16 protein-coding genes are annotated in these 16,140 nt (G+C 71.2%); 12 read left to right on the top strand and 4 right to left on the bottom strand.

Features of this window, described 5'->3' with window-relative positions:
* Positions 1–100: 100 nt before the first annotated feature.
* The 10 genes from E5843_RS13525 to E5843_RS13480 all read left to right on the top strand — a co-directional run bounded on the left by E5843_RS13525 (position 101) and on the right by E5843_RS13480 (position 6,688).
* On the top strand, positions 101–424 hold the full coding sequence (locus E5843_RS13525) for a hypothetical protein (RefSeq protein ID WP_208542756.1): 324 nt from the start codon (positions 101–103) through the stop codon (positions 422–424).
* Positions 425–537: 113 nt separating this feature from the next.
* Positions 538–966 (top strand): hypothetical protein, encoded by a 429-nt coding sequence (locus E5843_RS13520; RefSeq protein ID WP_134674435.1) that lies wholly within the window; start codon positions 538–540, stop codon positions 964–966.
* 16 nt (positions 967–982) lie between these two features.
* Positions 983–1,744 carry an EscJ/YscJ/HrcJ family type III secretion inner membrane ring protein gene (locus E5843_RS13515; RefSeq protein ID WP_166432771.1) on the top strand — a complete coding sequence of 254 codons (762 nt, stop codon included), beginning with the start codon at positions 983–985 and terminating at the stop codon, positions 1,742–1,744.
* Between the two features lie 10 nt (positions 1,745–1,754).
* On the top strand, positions 1,755–2,387 hold the full coding sequence (locus tag E5843_RS13510) for a hypothetical protein (protein ID WP_136412940.1): 633 nt from the start codon (positions 1,755–1,757) through the stop codon (positions 2,385–2,387).
* A 12-nt stretch (positions 2,388–2,399) separates the two neighbouring features.
* On the top strand, positions 2,400–3,050 hold the full coding sequence (locus E5843_RS13505; protein WP_134674432.1) for a FliH/SctL family protein: 651 nt from the start codon (positions 2,400–2,402) through the stop codon (positions 3,048–3,050).
* Positions 3,047–4,402, top strand: coding sequence for a FliI/YscN family ATPase (locus E5843_RS13500; protein ID WP_136412939.1), 1,356 nt, complete (start codon positions 3,047–3,049; stop codon positions 4,400–4,402). Before E5843_RS13505 ends, E5843_RS13500 begins: the two co-directional genes overlap by 4 nt.
* On the top strand, positions 4,399–4,887 hold the full coding sequence (locus E5843_RS13495; protein ID WP_136412938.1) for a hypothetical protein: 489 nt from the start codon (positions 4,399–4,401) through the stop codon (positions 4,885–4,887). Before E5843_RS13500 ends, E5843_RS13495 begins: the two co-directional genes overlap by 4 nt.
* A 7-nt stretch (positions 4,888–4,894) precedes the next feature.
* Positions 4,895–5,608 carry a hypothetical protein gene (locus tag E5843_RS13490; RefSeq protein WP_136412937.1) on the top strand — a complete coding sequence of 238 codons (714 nt, stop codon included), beginning with the start codon at positions 4,895–4,897 and terminating at the stop codon, positions 5,606–5,608.
* A gap of 93 nt (positions 5,609–5,701) precedes the next feature.
* Positions 5,702–6,301: a hypothetical protein gene (locus E5843_RS13485; RefSeq protein WP_136412936.1), complete on the top strand. Its 600-nt coding sequence runs from the start codon at positions 5,702–5,704 to the stop codon at positions 6,299–6,301.
* Positions 6,302–6,373: 72 nt separating this feature from the next.
* Positions 6,374–6,688: a hypothetical protein gene (locus E5843_RS13480; protein WP_134674427.1), complete on the top strand. Its 315-nt coding sequence runs from the start codon at positions 6,374–6,376 to the stop codon at positions 6,686–6,688.
* A 353-nt stretch (positions 6,689–7,041) separates the two neighbouring features.
* Here E5843_RS13480 and E5843_RS13475 read toward each other — a convergent pair whose 3' ends face one another.
* The 3 genes from E5843_RS13475 to E5843_RS13465 all read right to left on the bottom strand — a co-directional run bounded on the left by E5843_RS13475 (position 7,042) and on the right by E5843_RS13465 (position 11,624).
* Complete coding sequence (locus E5843_RS13475; RefSeq protein WP_136412935.1) at positions 7,042–8,082, bottom strand: hypothetical protein; 1,041 nt, start codon at positions 8,080–8,082, stop codon at positions 7,042–7,044.
* Positions 8,083–8,585: 503 nt separating this feature from the next.
* Positions 8,586–9,500 carry a 5'-nucleotidase, lipoprotein e(P4) family gene (locus E5843_RS13470; protein WP_136412934.1) on the bottom strand — a complete coding sequence of 305 codons (915 nt, stop codon included), beginning with the start codon at positions 9,498–9,500 and terminating at the stop codon, positions 8,586–8,588.
* Positions 9,501–9,644: 144 nt separating this feature from the next.
* Positions 9,645–11,624, bottom strand: coding sequence for a UvrD-helicase domain-containing protein (locus tag E5843_RS13465; protein WP_141066082.1), 1,980 nt, complete (start codon positions 11,622–11,624; stop codon positions 9,645–9,647).
* A gap of 152 nt (positions 11,625–11,776) precedes the next feature.
* Between E5843_RS13465 and E5843_RS13460 the strand changes: the two genes are divergently transcribed.
* The gene (locus tag E5843_RS13460; RefSeq protein ID WP_136412933.1) at positions 11,777–12,475 is read left to right on the top strand and encodes an SEL1-like repeat protein; all 699 of its coding nucleotides are present in this window, start codon (positions 11,777–11,779) and stop codon (positions 12,473–12,475) included.
* Positions 12,476–12,613: 138 nt separating this feature from the next.
* Positions 12,614–13,240: a thymidine kinase gene (locus tag E5843_RS13455; RefSeq protein WP_136412932.1), complete on the top strand. Its 627-nt coding sequence runs from the start codon at positions 12,614–12,616 to the stop codon at positions 13,238–13,240.
* 11 nt (positions 13,241–13,251) lie between these two features.
* Here the strand turns inward: E5843_RS13455 and E5843_RS13450 are convergent, their stop codons facing one another.
* Positions 13,252–16,104, bottom strand: a complete 2,853-nt coding sequence (locus E5843_RS13450) for a serine/threonine-protein kinase (RefSeq protein ID WP_141066081.1) — start codon at positions 16,102–16,104, stop codon at positions 13,252–13,254.
* Positions 16,105–16,140 lie beyond the last annotated feature (36 nt).

The following is a 16,140-nucleotide window of genomic DNA, read 5'->3' as shown; positions in this document are numbered from 1 at the left end:
GTACCCGAGGTCACGCATTCATCGCCATCGACTCCAGTAGAGTCCCGCAGTCCAACCGCAGCAGTCGCCGTCTTCGGCACCCAACAGGAAGGAGCACGACATGACCACGATCGACACTTCGCAGTTGAACAACTTCATCGGCACCGCCGCGATGCAGAACGGGCCGTCCACGCGTAGCGGAGCTTCCGCGGGCAGCAGCTCGAGCTGGTACGAGGCGATGTCGCGCGCCTGGGGCAACACGCTCGACGGCCAGGCCTCGCGCATCACCCAGATGTCCGACCAGATCTCGGCCGGTGGCGACCAGCCGTCGAACATGGTGCAGCTCACCGCCGCCAGCCTGAAGATGCAGTTCATGTCCAACAACGCCGCGACCTCGCAGAACAGCGTCGGCCAGGCGCTGGAAACGCTGGGCAAGCGCCAGTAACCGCGATCGCCGGCGCACCGGGCGCAACCGCCGCAGCGGCGGCCGCGCCACGGGGCTCCGGGACACCCGCAAGAAGATGCACTGCTGAAGGACCACCGGTCCGGGAGCCACCAATGATCGAAGCCATCCAGGTCGCGGCGATGGACGTCGCCCAGCATGCCGCCGGAGGCGGAGCCGCGATGGCCCCGCAGCAGGCGGGCGCCATCAATGTCGGCGAGTTCGCGCAGGCCCTGCAACGCACCGGCAGCACCGGCGCAGCGCCCGGCGTCGCCGAGCCGCAGGCGGTGCAGAACGCCGCCGAGGCGGCACCGTCCGAAGGCACGCGGATGATGATTTCCGCGTTCGAGAACCTCAACAGCGGCGCCAAGAACATCGAGGCGCTGTCGCAGGCGATGAGTGGCAGCACGCAGGACCTCACGCCGGGACAGATGCTCGAGATGACGATGAAGTGCCATGAGTTCCTGTTCCAGTCGCAGCTCACTTCCAACGTGGCCAACCGCACCTCGGATGGCGTGCAGCAACTGTTCCGCCAGCAGTCCTGATCGGCGGGAGGCAGTCATGAAGAGATGGAAACCCCTGCTGGTGCTGCTGATGTGCGTGCTGCTCGCGGCATGCGCGCGCACCACGCTGTATGCGGACCTCGACGAGCGCCAGGCCAACGAGGTGCTGGCCGCGCTGCTGTCGACCGGCATCGGTGCGGAAAAGCGCACCTCCGCCAGCAAGACCGGCTGGGAGATCCGCGTCGACCAGGCCGACTTCCCGCAGGCCATGCAGGTGCTGCATGCACGCGGGCTGCCCGGCCAGCGCTACCAGGCGCTGGGCGACATCTTCCGCAAGGACGGTTTCTCGACCTCCGCGCAGACCGAGCGCTCGATGCTGCAGCACGGCCTGCAGCAGGAACTGTCGCGCACGCTGTCGCGCTATCCCGGCGTGGCCGAGGCGCATGTCCACATCAACCTGCCCGAGCGCGACCCGCTCGGCGGCACTGCGACCGATGCATCCGCATCCGTGGTGATCTTCGGCCAGCCCGGGGCCAACGTGCGCGACTACGAGACCGAGATGAAGATGGTCATCAAGGACGGCGTGCCGGGCATGAGCGACATCAACAAGGTGACGGTGAAGTTCCAGACCTTTGCCGGCCCGTTGGGCAATCCGGCGCCCGGCCAGAACCCGATCGCGATGTCGTCGCTCAATCCGGTGGCGATCGCCATCGCGGTGTTCGTGGTCGCATTGCTGGGTGGCCTGTTCGCCTTCGGCAGCCGCCTGCGCCAGCGCATGGCGCGCAAGTCCGAGCCGCCGCCGCGGGTCTGGAACGGCTGAGGCGCCCGCGGTGACGCTGCAGGCGCTGCTGGCGGAGGTGGAACCGGACTGGTTCCGCGACGGAGGCGAACCGCTGCCGCCAGACCTGCTGCGTCGGGCCCGCGGCAGTCGGCTCGGTCGTCGCCTGCTGGCACGCGGGCTGATCGGGGATGGCGCCGTCGACGCGCTGCTGGCACCGCGCCCGGGCCATGACCCGGCCACCATCGCGATGCGCTGGCCGAAGGCACGCGTGGAGCGTCTGGCACGCGACCTTGGCGTCCTCGCGCATGCGCCCGCGATCCGTGGCGAGGTGCGTCGCGAGCCGGTGCGCCGGCTCAAGCGTGCGCTGGGCAACAGCTATCTGCTCGCGCTCGACCCCTCGGTGTGGGACGCGCAGCTGCCACCGGCGGTGGTGCGCGAGCTGGGTGCGGGCCTCGAGCAGGCGCTGGTCGCCGGCGGTGCCGACGACGACGCGCCGTTGCTCGCGTTGTTCGCGCGCCAGGGCCGGCAGGAACTGCGGGCCTGGGCCGCGCACCGTGACCCCGCGCTGGGCGAGTGGGTCGCGCTGTTGCATCCGCGCGAGCCCGCCATGCCCACCGTGCTGCCGGAGCGGCCGGTGCTGCTGTTGTGCACCCACCACGAAACCCGCGCCGCCAAGGCCTGAGACGTCGTCACGATGAGTATTTCCACGCCCCCGGCTTCCGCCATCACCGTCCACGACCAGCGCGTCTTCGCCCGCGCGATCGGCGCGCGGGTGGTGCCGGCACAGGCGTGGGCGCGGCTGGAGGAGATCGACCGGCTGCTCGACCAGGTCAACGCCCTCTATGCCGAGGCCGCCGCCGACATCGAACGTGCGCGCGAGCAGGGCCAGGCGGCGGGCTTCGCCGAAGGCCTGGCGCGCGCGCAGCAGCAGATGACCGAGAAGCTCGCCAGCCTCAACGAGCAGCGCGCGCGCGTGCTTGGCGATGCGGCCGGGCGCATCAGTGACCTGGCCTGCGCGATCGTGGCGCGCATCGCTCCCGGTTTCGACGCCGCCCGCGTGGTGCCGCCGCTGGTGATGCAGGCGGTCGAGGCCGCGCAGGCCGAACAGTTCCTGTTGATCCGGGTGCATCCCGGCGTGCGCGAAAGCGTCGCCGCCGGCCTGGGTGCGGTGCGCCAGGCACATCCGGCGGTGGGCGTGATCGAGCTGGTCGACGACGAGAGCCTGGATCCGCTGAGCTGCGTGGTGGTGTCCGAGGCCGGCGAAGTGCGGGCCGGCGTCGCCCAGCAGATCGAGGCGATCCGCACCGCGCTGGCGGGCGCCACCGCACGCGAGGCCGGCACATGAGCCGGGTCGACCCGCTCGAGGCCGCCCTGGCCGCCGGCAACGACCCGCTGCTGAGTGCGCTGTCCTCGGTCAAGAGCGTGCAGCGCGTGGGCAAGGTCGCCGATGCCTACGGCACCCTGATCCGCGCCACCGGCCTGAAGGCGGCGATCGGCGAGCTCTGCCACCTGCGCAATCCGCCGGGCGAAGGTGATCCGTCGTTCTCGTTGGCGGCCGAAGTGGTCGGCGTGTCGCGCCAGCACACCCTGCTGACGCCGCTGGGTGCGCTGGACGGCATCGCCGCCACCACCGAGGTCTACGCCAGTGGTCGCCAGGCCGCGCTGCGCGCCGGCCCGGGCCTGCTTGGACGCGTGCTCGACGCGCATGGCGAGCCGATCGACGGCAAGGGGCCGGTGGCGGGCCCGACCGCGGAGGCGCCGATCTACGCCGCTTCGCCCAACCCGCTCACCCGCAACCTGATCGAGCGGCCGTTCTCCACCGGCGTGCGTGCCATCGACACCGTGATGACGGCCGGCGAAGGCCAGCGCATCGGCATCTTCGCCGTCGCCGGCGGTGGCAAGAGCACGCTGCTCGGCATGCTTGCGCGCGGTGGCGATGCGGACGTCAACGTGATCGTGCTGGTCGGCGAGCGTGGTCGCGAGGTCAGCGAGTTCATCCACGACAACCTCGGCGAAGCGGGCATGCGCAAGTCGGTGATCGTGGTGGCGACCTCCGACCGCCCGGCACTGGAACGCAGCCGGGCCGCCTGGGCCGGCACCGCGATCGCCGAACACTTCCGCGACCAGGGCAAGCGCGTGCTGCTGCTGGTCGATTCGGTCACCCGCTTCGCGCGTGCATTGCGCGATGTCGGCCTTGCGATCGGCGAACCGCCGGCGCGCCGCGGCTTCCCGCCATCGGTGTTCAGCGCGCTGCCGCGTCTGTTCGAACGCGCCGGCAACAACGACAAGGGCTCGATCACCGCCTTCTACACCGTGCTGGCCGAGGACGAGGACGGCGGCGATCCGATCGTCGAGGAAGTGCGTTCGATCCTCGACGGCCACATCGTGCTGTCGCGCAAGCTGGCCGCGGCCTACCACTACCCGGCGATCGACGTGCTGACCAGCCTCAGCCGCACGATGCCGCGCGTGGTCGACCAGCCGCACCTGCGTGCCGCCGGCCAGCTGCGCAAGTACCTCGCCAAGTACCAGGACATCGAGCTGCTGCTGCAGCTCGGCGAGTACAAGCGCGGCAGCGATCCCGATGCCGACATCGCGATCGAGAAGATCGGGCCGATGCGCAACCTGCTGCAGCAGTCGTCCGCGGAGCTGGTGCCGTTCGAGCAGTCCGCGCAGGCGCTCAGGAAGCTGTTCGGATGAAGCGCTATCCGCTGCAGACGCTGCTCAGGCTGCGTGCGCACCGCACCGAAGCCGCGCGCCTGGTGGTGCTCGACCGGCAACGCGCGGTCGCCGCGTGCCGCGAGGAATGCCGGCGCATCGGCGACGAGATCACCGCGCTGCAGGATGACCGCCAGTCGCAACGCGCGCGCCTGCTCGATCCGCCGGTTGCCGGCCTGTCCTGGCCGATGGTGCTGGAGACACGCGAGGCGCATATCGAGCTGCTCGCCCAGCACATCGTCGCCGCGCAACAGCGCCTGCAGGCCGCGCAGGGGCGGCTGCGCGATGCCGAGCGCGCGCTCGAGGAGGCGAAGCAGGCGTACTTCCGTGCCCGCGCACGCGAGGACGCGCTGGAGAAACGCAAGCACCTGTGGCGCGACGAGCAGTTCGCGCTGGAGGCCCATCAGGAGGAGGACGCCGCCGCCGATCTGTTCATGGCGCGGTATGTCACCCCGGGACAACCGTGAGGTCGCCATGAGCGTGGAACGCAGCCAGTCCGCCGAGAACGCCGCCACTGCGCGGCTGCAGGACAGCCTGAAATCGCAGGATGCCGAGCGCGCGCCGCCGCCGCGCGAGAACGTCGACCGCTTCCGCGAGGTCCTGCGGCAGGCAGGTTCCGCCGGCCAGGAAGCACGCGAGGAGTTCGCCCAGGCGCGCCAGCAGGGCGCAGGCGAGTTGCGCGGCGACCAGCGCGCTGCATTGCAGGCCGAGGCCGCCAATGCCGCGCGCGAGGCCGGCCAGGACACCGCCCGCGTCGACGCGGTGCACGCGCGCAGCGACGAGACCGGCGACAGCGGCCGCCAGACCCTCGAGGCCTCCGAGATCATGGCGATGATGCAGGCGCAGTCGGCACTGCGCGAAGGTGCCGCACCTGCGCCGGTCGCGGCGCCGGCATCGAGCGCAGGCACGTTCGCCGACCTTCTCGAACGCCATGTGCGCCAGCTGGCCGTGGGCGGCGGTACGGCTGCCAATTCGGATGACGGACAGGTCCTGCTGCGGATGTCCGACGCCTCCTTGCCGGGCACCGACCTGCTGCTCAGCCGCACCGAAACCGGTTGGCTGCTGCGCGCCGACACCCGTTCGCGCGGCAGCTACGACGCGATCCGCGAGGCCGCACCGGACCTCGCCCAACGCTTCGCCGACCGTGCGCTCGGCACGCTTGAGATCGATCCTCACTGGCATGCGTGAGCCTAGGGCGCGCCCCAGCTTGTCGCTGCCGGACGCCCGCCTAGACTCGATACCGACGCTGACGCACGCCCCGAACTGCAGGACATTGACCGCATGGCCTTGACCCGCCGCCCGCCGCCCCGCCGCAAGCCCGACCAGGCGCTGCCATCTGTGGGCGTGGGTTCGACGGTGATGGCCGAAGCGGCGGCCCCGCCTGCCTCCCCGCGCAACGTCGCCGCGGAGGAGCGCGAACAGAAGCTCGCCGAGTTCGAGGCGATGCTGCAGGCCCAGCCCGGGATGACCGAGGCCGGCCTCGAGCTGGTCATGCAGGGCTGTCGCGACGCGCTCGACAACGTGTCGCTGGAACCGGCCCTGGGCGTGCCGCAGCGCAACGAATGGATCGCCTCGATCGACGCGCTGATCGAGCAGGGCGCCCTCGACCAGGCCAGCGGCGATGCACTGGTGCGGCAGATCGATGCCGCCGTGGCGCCACTGGAATCTCCCGACGTACAGCGCGCGCTTGAACTGGCCGGACGCATCCAGCGTGACGGCCAGGCGCAGGCGCGCGAGTGGCTGGAAAGCCAGTCCGACAACGAAGCCAGCGACGACCTCGCCAGGGTGCGCACGAACGAGGCCGCCGTCGACAGCCATCCGTTGCGGGAGTCGATCACACGCTCCCGTTCGCGGAGGCTGCGCGGCCCGCCGCTTCGCTGAGCCCGGCCACGGAACGGCCCGCAGGATCCGCTTCCAGACATGACCACATCAGAAAATCCACGGAGTCATCCCATGAGCAACAACATCGGTAGCAGCGAACTCATTGCCAGCCTGTCCAAGATCACGATGGGCGGCGACGGTGCCTCCAACGGCGAGACCAGCTGGCTGCACGCCATTGCCAAGGCACTGGGCGACAAGGTCGGCGAACTCGCCGAGAGCATGGTCAAGAACGCCGACAAGGTCGGCAGCAAGAACGAGAAGGAGGCCACTTCGGCTTCCGCGCAGCTGACCGCCGACAGCCAGCTGTTCTCGATGTACATGAACGCGCTGAGCACCGTGCTGAAGTCGATCGGTGAAGGCAACGTCGCGATGGCCCGCAAGCAGTAAGCCACCGCGTAACCGGAACTGGAGAAACCCCTCGCTTGCGAGGGGTTTCTTTTTGTCCGCGAGAAGTGCGGCCGGTGGCACTGGCAGAGCCCTGGCCGGATCGGAGGCTGTACCGGTCAGGCCAACGCTCAATGCTCACTGCGTTGCGAACGCCGCAAGGAGTTCGCAGTTGAGATGCCCTCGATGACGGCGGGGTGCAAGCAACCTTCCCTTGACCGGCACGTGCGTACCGTTCCTGCCGATCGGCGTCCGCGACGCGACCTCGCCCACCGACGTTCTGGCGGGGCGGCGTGAACCGACGCCAGAACACCGATCGCAGGATGGTCCCGCCACGGATGCGGGACGGCGCGTGCTCAGCGTTCGCCGGCGCTGCCCGGGGTCTTGCGCGAGAGGGCGGTGCGGGCCATCGCCCAGGCCCCGGCCGCGGAGGCCAGGCCGAGCGTGACGAGGACGCCCATCGACACCGGCTCACGCACGCCACGGCTTACCAGCGCCACGCCTTCGCCCCAGGGCAGCAGGGCGACCAGCAGGATGCCGAAGCTGGCGAACGCGACGATGGTGAGCACCCAGTACAACCACTGGTAGGCGAGCTCCGCCTTCCGGATCTCGGCCAGTTCGCGGCGTGCGGCGTCGGATCCGGCGCCGACCGCGGCGAGCAGCGTGGTGAAGCGATCGCGCCGTGCGCGGCGCCCGTCGCCGGAGGCAACGGTGTGGCCGTGTGCGATCGGTGCACCATCCACGCGTGTGCCACCGCGTTCGCCCCCGCCCGCCAGCGGGTTGCCGCGCACATCGGCCGGCGACTGCGATGGCGGCACCACGGCAGGCATGGTGGGCATGGGCTGTACGGATGGGGCATTCGCCATCGCGACAGTGGCACCGGCGCTGGCCACGGCGGTGGTGCCGGGCGCCTGCGCAAGCATCCCCGCGGGTGCCAGTGAGCCCGCACGCTCACCCGCCAGCGCCGCATCGGCGCGCAGCACGCCGGGAAGCGCGAGGTCGCCACGCACCAGCGACGGTGCCAGCGTGCCGCTGGCCAGCGGCACGCCCTGGGCGGCGGCACCTGCAGCACCCGCAGCGCCGGTGGCGTTGCCGGCAAGCGCGCCCGGATGGGCCGTGGTGCCGACTGCGGCCAGGGTCGCGGGCGCGGTCATCGCGGGCATGCCGCGTGGGATGGCGCTGGCGGCTGCAGCGGGCGCGCCTTGCAGGCCGGCCAGGCCAGCCGCCAACCCACCAGCCGGCCCGGCCGTCGCCATGGCGCCTGCCACCTGCGCCATGCCGGCGCCGGTAATGAGCGAACCGGGCGTCGCCGCGCCGGGTGCCCCGGGTCGCGGCGCGGTGGCAGCCAGTGCATCGGCCAACGGGCGGGCGACGGCGCCACTGGCCGTCGTCGCCATGCCCACTCCGGAGCCACCCGCGCCGGCAGCGCTGGCAGCCGCCTGCGACAGTCCCGGCGGTGACGTCAGGCCGGGCGCTGCCTGTCGCGGCCGTGCCCCCCGGTGGGGCGCCCGCGCCCGGCGGCCGGACGGCGGCGGCCTGGGCCAGCCCGGGCGGGGCGGGAGGCGTCGGTGGACGCACGGTATCCACCAGATGCGAGCGCGCACCCTGCGTCCATGGGCCTGCGTGACCCTCACCGAGCCCCATGCTGCGGGCCAGCGGACTGGTCAGGCTGTGGAGGACGCCGATCAGCGATCGGCCGCCGCCAGGCCCCATGGGCAGCGAAGGAGGAGAGAGATTGGAAAGGGGACCGACCATGGGCCTTCGCGCAGGTTGCCGGGTGCCGGCGCCCCCATCGCCGGTTCCCGCACGCTAGCGCGCCACCGTCGGATGCGCAGCCTCGGGATGACCCCAGGGTGCCCGGTCCGTGGTCGTACGTCGCGCCGGTGCACGCCGCCGCCGACTACTGCGCCAGCTGTAACGCCTCGCGCTTGGCGGCGCGCCGCTGTTCGCGTGGCTGGTCCCAGGCGTTGTTGAACAGCGCCGGCTCCCAGCCGCCATAGGTCGGGTTCGGCAGCATCCACCAGCGTTCGCCGAACCAGTCGCCGTACTCGTCCAGCAGGCCGTTGCGGGCCTCGTCGGTATTGGCTATCACCTGGACGAAATCACCGAGCTGGTCGCCGAACTGCATGAGGACCCGGTAGTCGCGCCCCGCAAGGCGGCGGCGGCAGAGCTTTTCGCTGCCGTGCTGCTCGCAGCCCTCGACATGGGTGCCAAGGCCGAGGAACACGCTGTCGTCCTTCACCGGCAGGCCGACCGCGCGCAGGTTGGCGAGGGTGGCCTCGTTGAGATGCTGGGCGCGGTTGGACAGGTAGAGGATGGTCACGCCCTTCTCGGTTGCCACGCGGGCGAAGTCGACCACGCCGGGCACCGGCTCGGCCTTCTTCTCCGCCACCCACGCGGCCCAGGTGGCTTCGTCGTACTCGCCGCCGTCGTGCACGAGGCGCGCCTGGTAAGGCGAGTTGTCGAGCACGGTTTCGTCGATGTCCATGATCACCGCCGGCGGCAGTGACGCCCAGGCCTGCGGGTTGTCGCGTTCATCGGGCACCAGTGCGTCCCAGTTCTTCTCGGCGAGCGCCGCGTCGAGATGGTCGGCGGCGGCGCGGAACAGCGACAGCGCCGTCGCCCGGTATTCGACCGAACGCTGCACCCACAGCACCGCGTTGAGGTTGTCGTCGGCGTCGGTGGCGGCCGGTCGCGCGGACTGTTCAGCCGGGACAGGCGCCGCTGCGGACGGCGCCGTGGTCGCCTCCGGGGTCGGCCGGCAGGCCGACAGGCCGATGACGAACAGGGACAGGGTCAGCAGCAGGGGGCGCATCGCGGGCTCCGCGGATCATGCAGGGGCGTGCGAGTTTAGCCGACGCGGATGACAGCCCGTCGCGTTCCAGGCCCGTCCGCCCGCGCACGCGACGGCGCATGCACAAGCAGGTGCGGCGCGCAGCGTGAGCAGGCAGCGTCGGCCTCAGGCGTCGAGCAGTGCCCTGATCGCGGCGAAGCCCGCGTCCGCACGTTCGCGCTTGTGCGCCGCATCGGCGACGGGATCGGCGCCATCGCGTTGCAGTTCGTCGGCTGGCAGTTCGTCGAGGAAGCGGCTGGGCTTGAGCTTCATCCGGCTGCCCCACTTGGTCGCTTCGCGTGCGTGCGACAGCCACAACCGCTCCTTGGCGCGGGTGATGGCCACGTACAGCAGGCGCCGCTCCTCGTCGATGCGGCCTTCATCGATGCTGGCCTCGTGCGGGAGCACGCCGTCTTCAACGCCGACGACGAAGACATAGCGGAATTCGAGCCCCTTGGCCCCGTGCATGCTCATCATGCGGACCTGGTTGCCGGGATCGTCGCGGTCGGCATGGGTGAGCAGTGCCAGTTGCGCGGCAAGGTCGCCCGGTCCCGCGCCACGCGCGCCACCCTCGAACCAGCCGGCGAGCTCGTCGAGGTTGCCGCGGCGCATCGCGAACTGCTGTTCGGTCTTGCACTGCGCACGCACCGCAGCAAGCATCCCGGAGCGCTCGACCAGGTTGCGCACCAGTTCGGCCGGCGGCAGCCGGTTGGCGTCCTGGCGCAGGCTGCGCAGGATGTCGGCGAAGCCACCAAGCGAATTCGCCGCCCGCGGCGGCAACTGCTTCAGCAGGCCGATCGATTCGATCGCACGCGACATCGGCATCTGCGCCTGTTGCGCGAGTTCCGCCAGCCGCGCCAGCGTGGTCGCGCCGACTTCGCGCTTGGGCGACTGCACCGCGCGCAGGAACGCGCTGTCGTCCTCGGGATTGGCGACCAGCCGCAGCCACGACAGCGCATCCTTGACCTCGGCGCGCTCCAGGAACGCGGTGCCGCCGGACAGGTGGTAGGGGACGCGCATCAACTGCAGGGCCTTTTCCAGCGCACGCGACTGGAAATTGCTGCGGAACAGGATGCAGCACTCGTTCCACTGCATGCCATCGGACGCATGCAGGAACTGCAGCTCGGCGGCGACGCGCTCGGCCTCGTGGGCGTGGTCGCGGCATTCCCAGATGCGGATGCGCTCGCCATCGGCCTGCGCACTCCACAGCGTCTTCAGGTGCTCGTGCGGGTTATTGGCGATCAGTGCATTGGCCGCGCGCAGCACCCGGTTGGAACAGCGGTAGTTCTGTTCGAGCTTGATGATCTCGAGGTTCGGATAGTCGGTGCCCAGCGCGGTGAGGTTCTCGGGATTCGCGCCGCGCCAGGCATAGATCGACTGGTCGTCGTCGCCCACGCAGGTGAAGTTGCCCTTCGGTCCGGCAATCGCCTTGAGCAGGCGGTACTGCGCGTCATTGGTGTCCTGGCATTCGTCGACCAGCAGGTAGCCGATGCGCTCGCGCCAGCCCAGGCGCAGGTCCTCGTGGGCCTCGAGCAGCTGCACCGGCAGGCGGATCAGGTCGTCGAAATCGACCGCGTTGAAACTGGTCAGCCGCGCCTGGTAGCGGCCGTACAGCTCGGCGGCCTCCAGCTCGCGCGTGCTGCGCGCGAGCGCGGTGGCCTCTTCGGGCGACAGTCCGCCGTTCTTGGCCCGCGACACCAGCCCCTGCAGGGCCTGGATCGCGTCCGGCTTCATGCCGCTGCAGAGGTCCTTGAACTGCGCCGCGCAATCGTCGGCATCGAACACCGAGAACCCGCGCCGCAGCCCGGCGCGCTCGTGTTCGATCTGCAGCAGCTTCAGCCCCAGCGCATGGAAGGTGGAGATCGTCAGCCCTTCGGCCGCGTCGCCCCGGATGCGCCTGGCGACGCGCTCGCGCATCTCCTTGGCCGACTTGTTGGTGAAGGTGATCGCTGCAATGCGGCGCGCCGGGTAATGACCGGCGGCGATCAGGTGGGCGATCTTCTCGACGATCACGCGCGTCTTGCCACTGCCGGCGCCGGCGAGCACCAGCAGCGGGCCTTCGCAGTGCAGGACCGCGGCGCGCTGGGGAGGGTTGAGACCTTGCATCGGCAATCGGGTATTGCGGGCCGGCCATTGTCGCCGAAGCGGCTGCTGCGCCGCAGGTTGCGACACCAAGCGACCTCCTGTATGGAAGGCTGATTCCACAGAAGGGCACGGCAATGCGCAGACTGTCGTCGGGATGGTTCACGGGCGCGCTGTTGATCGCGATCGCCGGTAGCGTGATCGCAACCGGCGCAACGGCGGGGGAACGACTGTCGTGGGCCGACCGCACGCCGGATTACTGGAACGCGCACCCGGACCAGAAGCACCGCATGCTCGGCCTTGCCGCGCTGCAGGAGGGGCGCGCGGAGGAGGCGCGCGGACACTTCGAGCGCGCCGCGCACCACGCCGACAAGGCATCACAGGCGCTGATGGCCCAGCTGTTGTGGGAGGGCCGCGGCGTTGCGCAGGATCGCGCGCTCGCCTATGCATGGATGGACCTGGCGGCAGAGCGTGGCGACCCACGGCTCGCCGCACAGCGCGAGTTGTACTGGTCGGGACTCGAAGAGGCGTCGCGCCAGCGCGCACTGGCGGAAGGCAAGTCCATCTACGACCGGTACGCCGACGACGTCGCCCAGCCGCGGCTGGAGCGCGAACGCAGGCGCTGGACGCAGATCGCCGTCGGGAGCCGGCTGGGCTCGCCCGGTGCGGCAAGGGTGTGTACCAGCCGCAATGGCGGTGGTCGCCCCGCGGGGGCTGGCATGGGAGGGCTGGATTTCTGCCAGAACGGGCTGGACTCGGCCGTGCACTACGCGGACTCGACGCTGAGTCCTGCCCAGTATTGGCGTGCGCGTGATCTGGACGCGGCCCGCCTGTTCGGAGCCGACCTCAGCCAGGTCAAGCCGCCGCAACGCTGACACGACGACCGGCGCCATCGAGCGCGGACAGTTGCAGTCCAGATCGGGTGTGGACGGCCCCGCTGCGTGGCCGGGTCGAGGTCGGCGAGGCGGAGAAGGTGCAGAAGGCGGTGGAGCCGACGCCGTAGAATCCACGGCATGGCCAAGCTGTATTTCTACTACTCGGCGATGAATGCCGGGAAGACCACGACCCTGCTGCAGTCCGCGCACAACTACCGCGAGCGCGGGATGCGGGTGCTGATCCTCACCCCGGCGCTGGACGATCGTGCCGGGCGCGGGCGGGTTGCCTCGCGGATCGGACTGGAGTCGCCGGCCGAGGCCTTCGCCACCGACGACGACCTGCTGGCGCGGGTCGAACGCGACGTGGCCGACCACAACGGGCGGCTGCACTGCGTGCTGGTCGACGAGGCGCAGTTCCTGCGCAAGCCACAGGTGTGGCAGCTCACCGAAGTGGTCGACCGGCTGCGCATCCCGGTGCTGTGCTACGGGCTGCGCACCGACTTCCGTGGCGAGCTGTTCGAAGGCAGCCAGTACCTGCTGGCCTGGGCCGACGAGATGCACGAGATCAAGACCATCTGCCACAGCGGCTCCAAGGCGACGATGACCGTGCGCGTCGACGACAGCGGGCATGCGGTGCAGGCGGGGCCACAGGTGGAGATCGGCGGCAACGAGCGTTACCTGTCGGTGAGCCGGGCCGAGTTCAAGCGCATCGCCCGCGGCGAGGGCGGGGTGGAGCCGGCGCAGGGGTCGTTGCCGCTGCGGTAGACGCGGGAACGTCAACGACCGGCGGCGCGGGAGGCGGCGGCTGCCTGTTCGTCCGGCAGCGTGCCGCAGGGCGTGAGCAGGTCGGTGGCCTGGCGGCGCACGCTGCCGCCCTCGGGGAAGGCACTGCGCAGTTCCCCGGCGATCCGCCCGCCGTCGCGTTGCCCGCGCGCGACGTCACCGCCTGCGCAACGCAATGCGGCGGCGCTCGCACCGGCCAGCCACGCCGCCTTGCGCGCCTCGAGGTCGACCGCCTCCGCGGCCGCGAGCGGGTCGAGGCGCTGCAACGCCCGTTGCGGATCGCCACGCGCTTCCGCCAGCGCCAGCGCATGTTCGGCGCGACGGGCCTGCGGGTGGTCGCCGCCATAGCCGGCCCGGGTGAGGCGCGCGGCGTCGCGCAGGGCCACCAGCGCATCGGCGTCGCGACCCAGCCGCAGCAGCAGTTCGCCGCGTAGCCGTTGTGCCACGCCGATCAGCGGGTGGTCGTCGCCCAGCAGCTCGCGGCGCAGCGCCAGTGATTCCTCCAGCGACGGCAATGCCGCCTGCGCATCGCCACTGTCGGCGCGTACCAGGGCCAGGTTGAACATCACGTCGGCGAGGCCATGGCTCGGCCCGCGCGCGGCGAGCATCGCGGTGGCGGCGTCCAGATCGCGCAGCGCGGCGGCGGTGTCGCCGCGTTCCCAGGCCACGATCGCGAGGCTGTTGAGGTTGCGGGCGATGTCGACATGGTCCGGCCCCAGCCGCGCCAGCAGCCATGCATGCGCCTCGCGGAATTCGGTTTCGGCCTCGGTGAGCCGGCCCTGGTCGACATGCAGTGCGGCGAGCAGGCGGCGCGCATCGATGGTGTCCGGATGGTGGCTGCCATGCAGTGCCTGGGCGAGCGAGACCGCGTCCGCGCAGTGGCGCTCGGCCTGGGCGATGCGGCCGCCATCGCGCTCCACCGCGCACAGCGCACGCAGGATGTCGATCGCCAGCGGATGGCGGGCGCCCATGCCGCGCTGCAGTTCCGCGAGTGCGGACTGGTAGCCGCGGCGCGCGGCCGCGGTATGCCCGCGCGCGGCGTGCAGTGAGGCGAGGTCGGCCAGGTTCTCCGCCACCCCGGGCCCGAGCGGCGCCCGCCCCCGGCGCAGCGCCAGCGCATGGCGGAACAGCGCCTCCGCACTCGCCATCTCGCCGGTCTGGCGGCGGCAGCGCCCGAGCTGCGCGTAGTACTCCGCCGCCTGCGCCGGCAGCCGGCCCTCGGATCCGTGCGCCAGCGCGCGTGCGGGATCCATGCGCGCGATGCAGTCGGCGGGGCGTCCGAGCAGGCGCAGGGCACGGCCGCGGTTGGCGCTGGCTTCAAGGCGCAGGCTCGCCGGCACGTCGCCGGCTTCGTCGATCAGCGCCGCCTGCCGGTCGAGCAGGTCCAGCGCACGCGCGTAATCACCCAGACCAAGCCGCAGGCGGGCGAGCACGCCGAGCAGTTCCGCATGCAGGCCGGGCTGGCCGGCGAGTTCCACCGCACCGCGTGCTTGCCCCGCGTCGAGCAGCTCGCGCACATCGAGCGGCCGCGCAGCGCGCGCGCTGCCTGCATGTTCGAACAGCCCGACCACCAGCGCCTGCATCGCGCGTGCGCGGTCGGTCTCGCGCTGCGCCTGCGCGCGCTGCCAGCCCAGGATCGCCAGTGCCAGCGCCAGCACCACGGTGATCGCCGCGGCGGTGGCGAGCGGCCAGCGGTGCCGGCGCACGTACTTGCGCGTGCGATACAGCAGGCCCTGCGGGCGTGCCAGCACCGGCCGGCCGTCGAGATAGCGCTGCAGGTCGAGTGCGAACGCCTCCACCGAGGGATAGCGCTGCCCGGGGCGCTTGGCCAGCGCCTTGAGCACGATGTTGTCGAGGTCGCCGGCACTGCGTCGCGCACGCCGGCGCAGCGCCGGCTTCCCGTGCGGTGCGGCCTCGTCGGCGCGTCGCTGCAGCACCGCGGAGGGGCGCGGCGGATCGATGCCGAGGATGGCTTCTTCCCACTGCGCGTCGCTGGGCCGCTTCAGCGCGTAGGGCTTGGCGCCGGCGATCAGTTCGTACAGCACCATGCCCAGCGAGTACACGTCGGTCATCGTGGTGACCGGCTCGCCGCGGATCTGTTCGGGCGCGGCGTAGTGCAGGGTGAACGCACGCAGGCCGGTGCGCGTGCGTTCCACCGCGGGTTCGGGCGCGTCGAGCAGCTTGGCGATGCCGAAGTCGAGCAGGCGCACGTCGTCGAGTGGCGTCACCAGGATGTTCGAGGGCTTGAGGTCGCGATGCACGATCAGGTTGGCGTGCGCGTGGCTGACCGCATCGCAGACCTGCAGGAACAGCTGCAGGCACTCCTCGATGCCGGCGTCGCGGCGCGTGCACCAGTCGGTGATCGGCTCGCCGTCGACGTAGTCCAGTGCGAGGTAGGGCTGCTGGTCGGCGCTGATGCCGGCGTCGAGCAGGCGCGCGATGTGCGCATGCTCGAGCCGGGCGAGGATCTGCCGTTCGCGGGTGAAGCGCAGGCGCAGGCCGGGATCGGCCAGCCCCGGCCGCAGCAGTTTCAGCGCGACGCGGCGCTGGTAGAGGCCGTCGTCGCGCCGCGCCAGCCAGACCTGGCCCATGCCGCCTTCGCCCAGCAGGTGTTCGAGGCGGTACGGCCCGACCGACAGCCCCGGGCGCGCGCCGGGCAGGGGCGCCACCAGCGGTGTATCCAGCGGGCTGTCGGTGTGTTCGAGCGCGAGCAGGCGGTCCAGCTCGGCGGCGAGCGCCGGGTCCTCCGCGCGGATCCGTGCGAGCAGGGCGCTGCGCCGCGGCAGCTCCAGGTCGAGCAGCGCATCCAGTTGCGCCGACACCTGCTGCCAGCGGGCGGCGTCCATGGGGTCACGTCGTCGCGCGCGGCGCGACGATCACCA

Origin of the sequence: Luteimonas yindakuii (genome assembly GCF_004803715.2) — a bacterium.
GTDB classification, from domain to species: Bacteria; Pseudomonadota; Gammaproteobacteria; order Xanthomonadales; family Xanthomonadaceae; genus Luteimonas; species Luteimonas yindakuii.
This window is presented reverse-complemented; position numbering and strand designations above follow the sequence as displayed.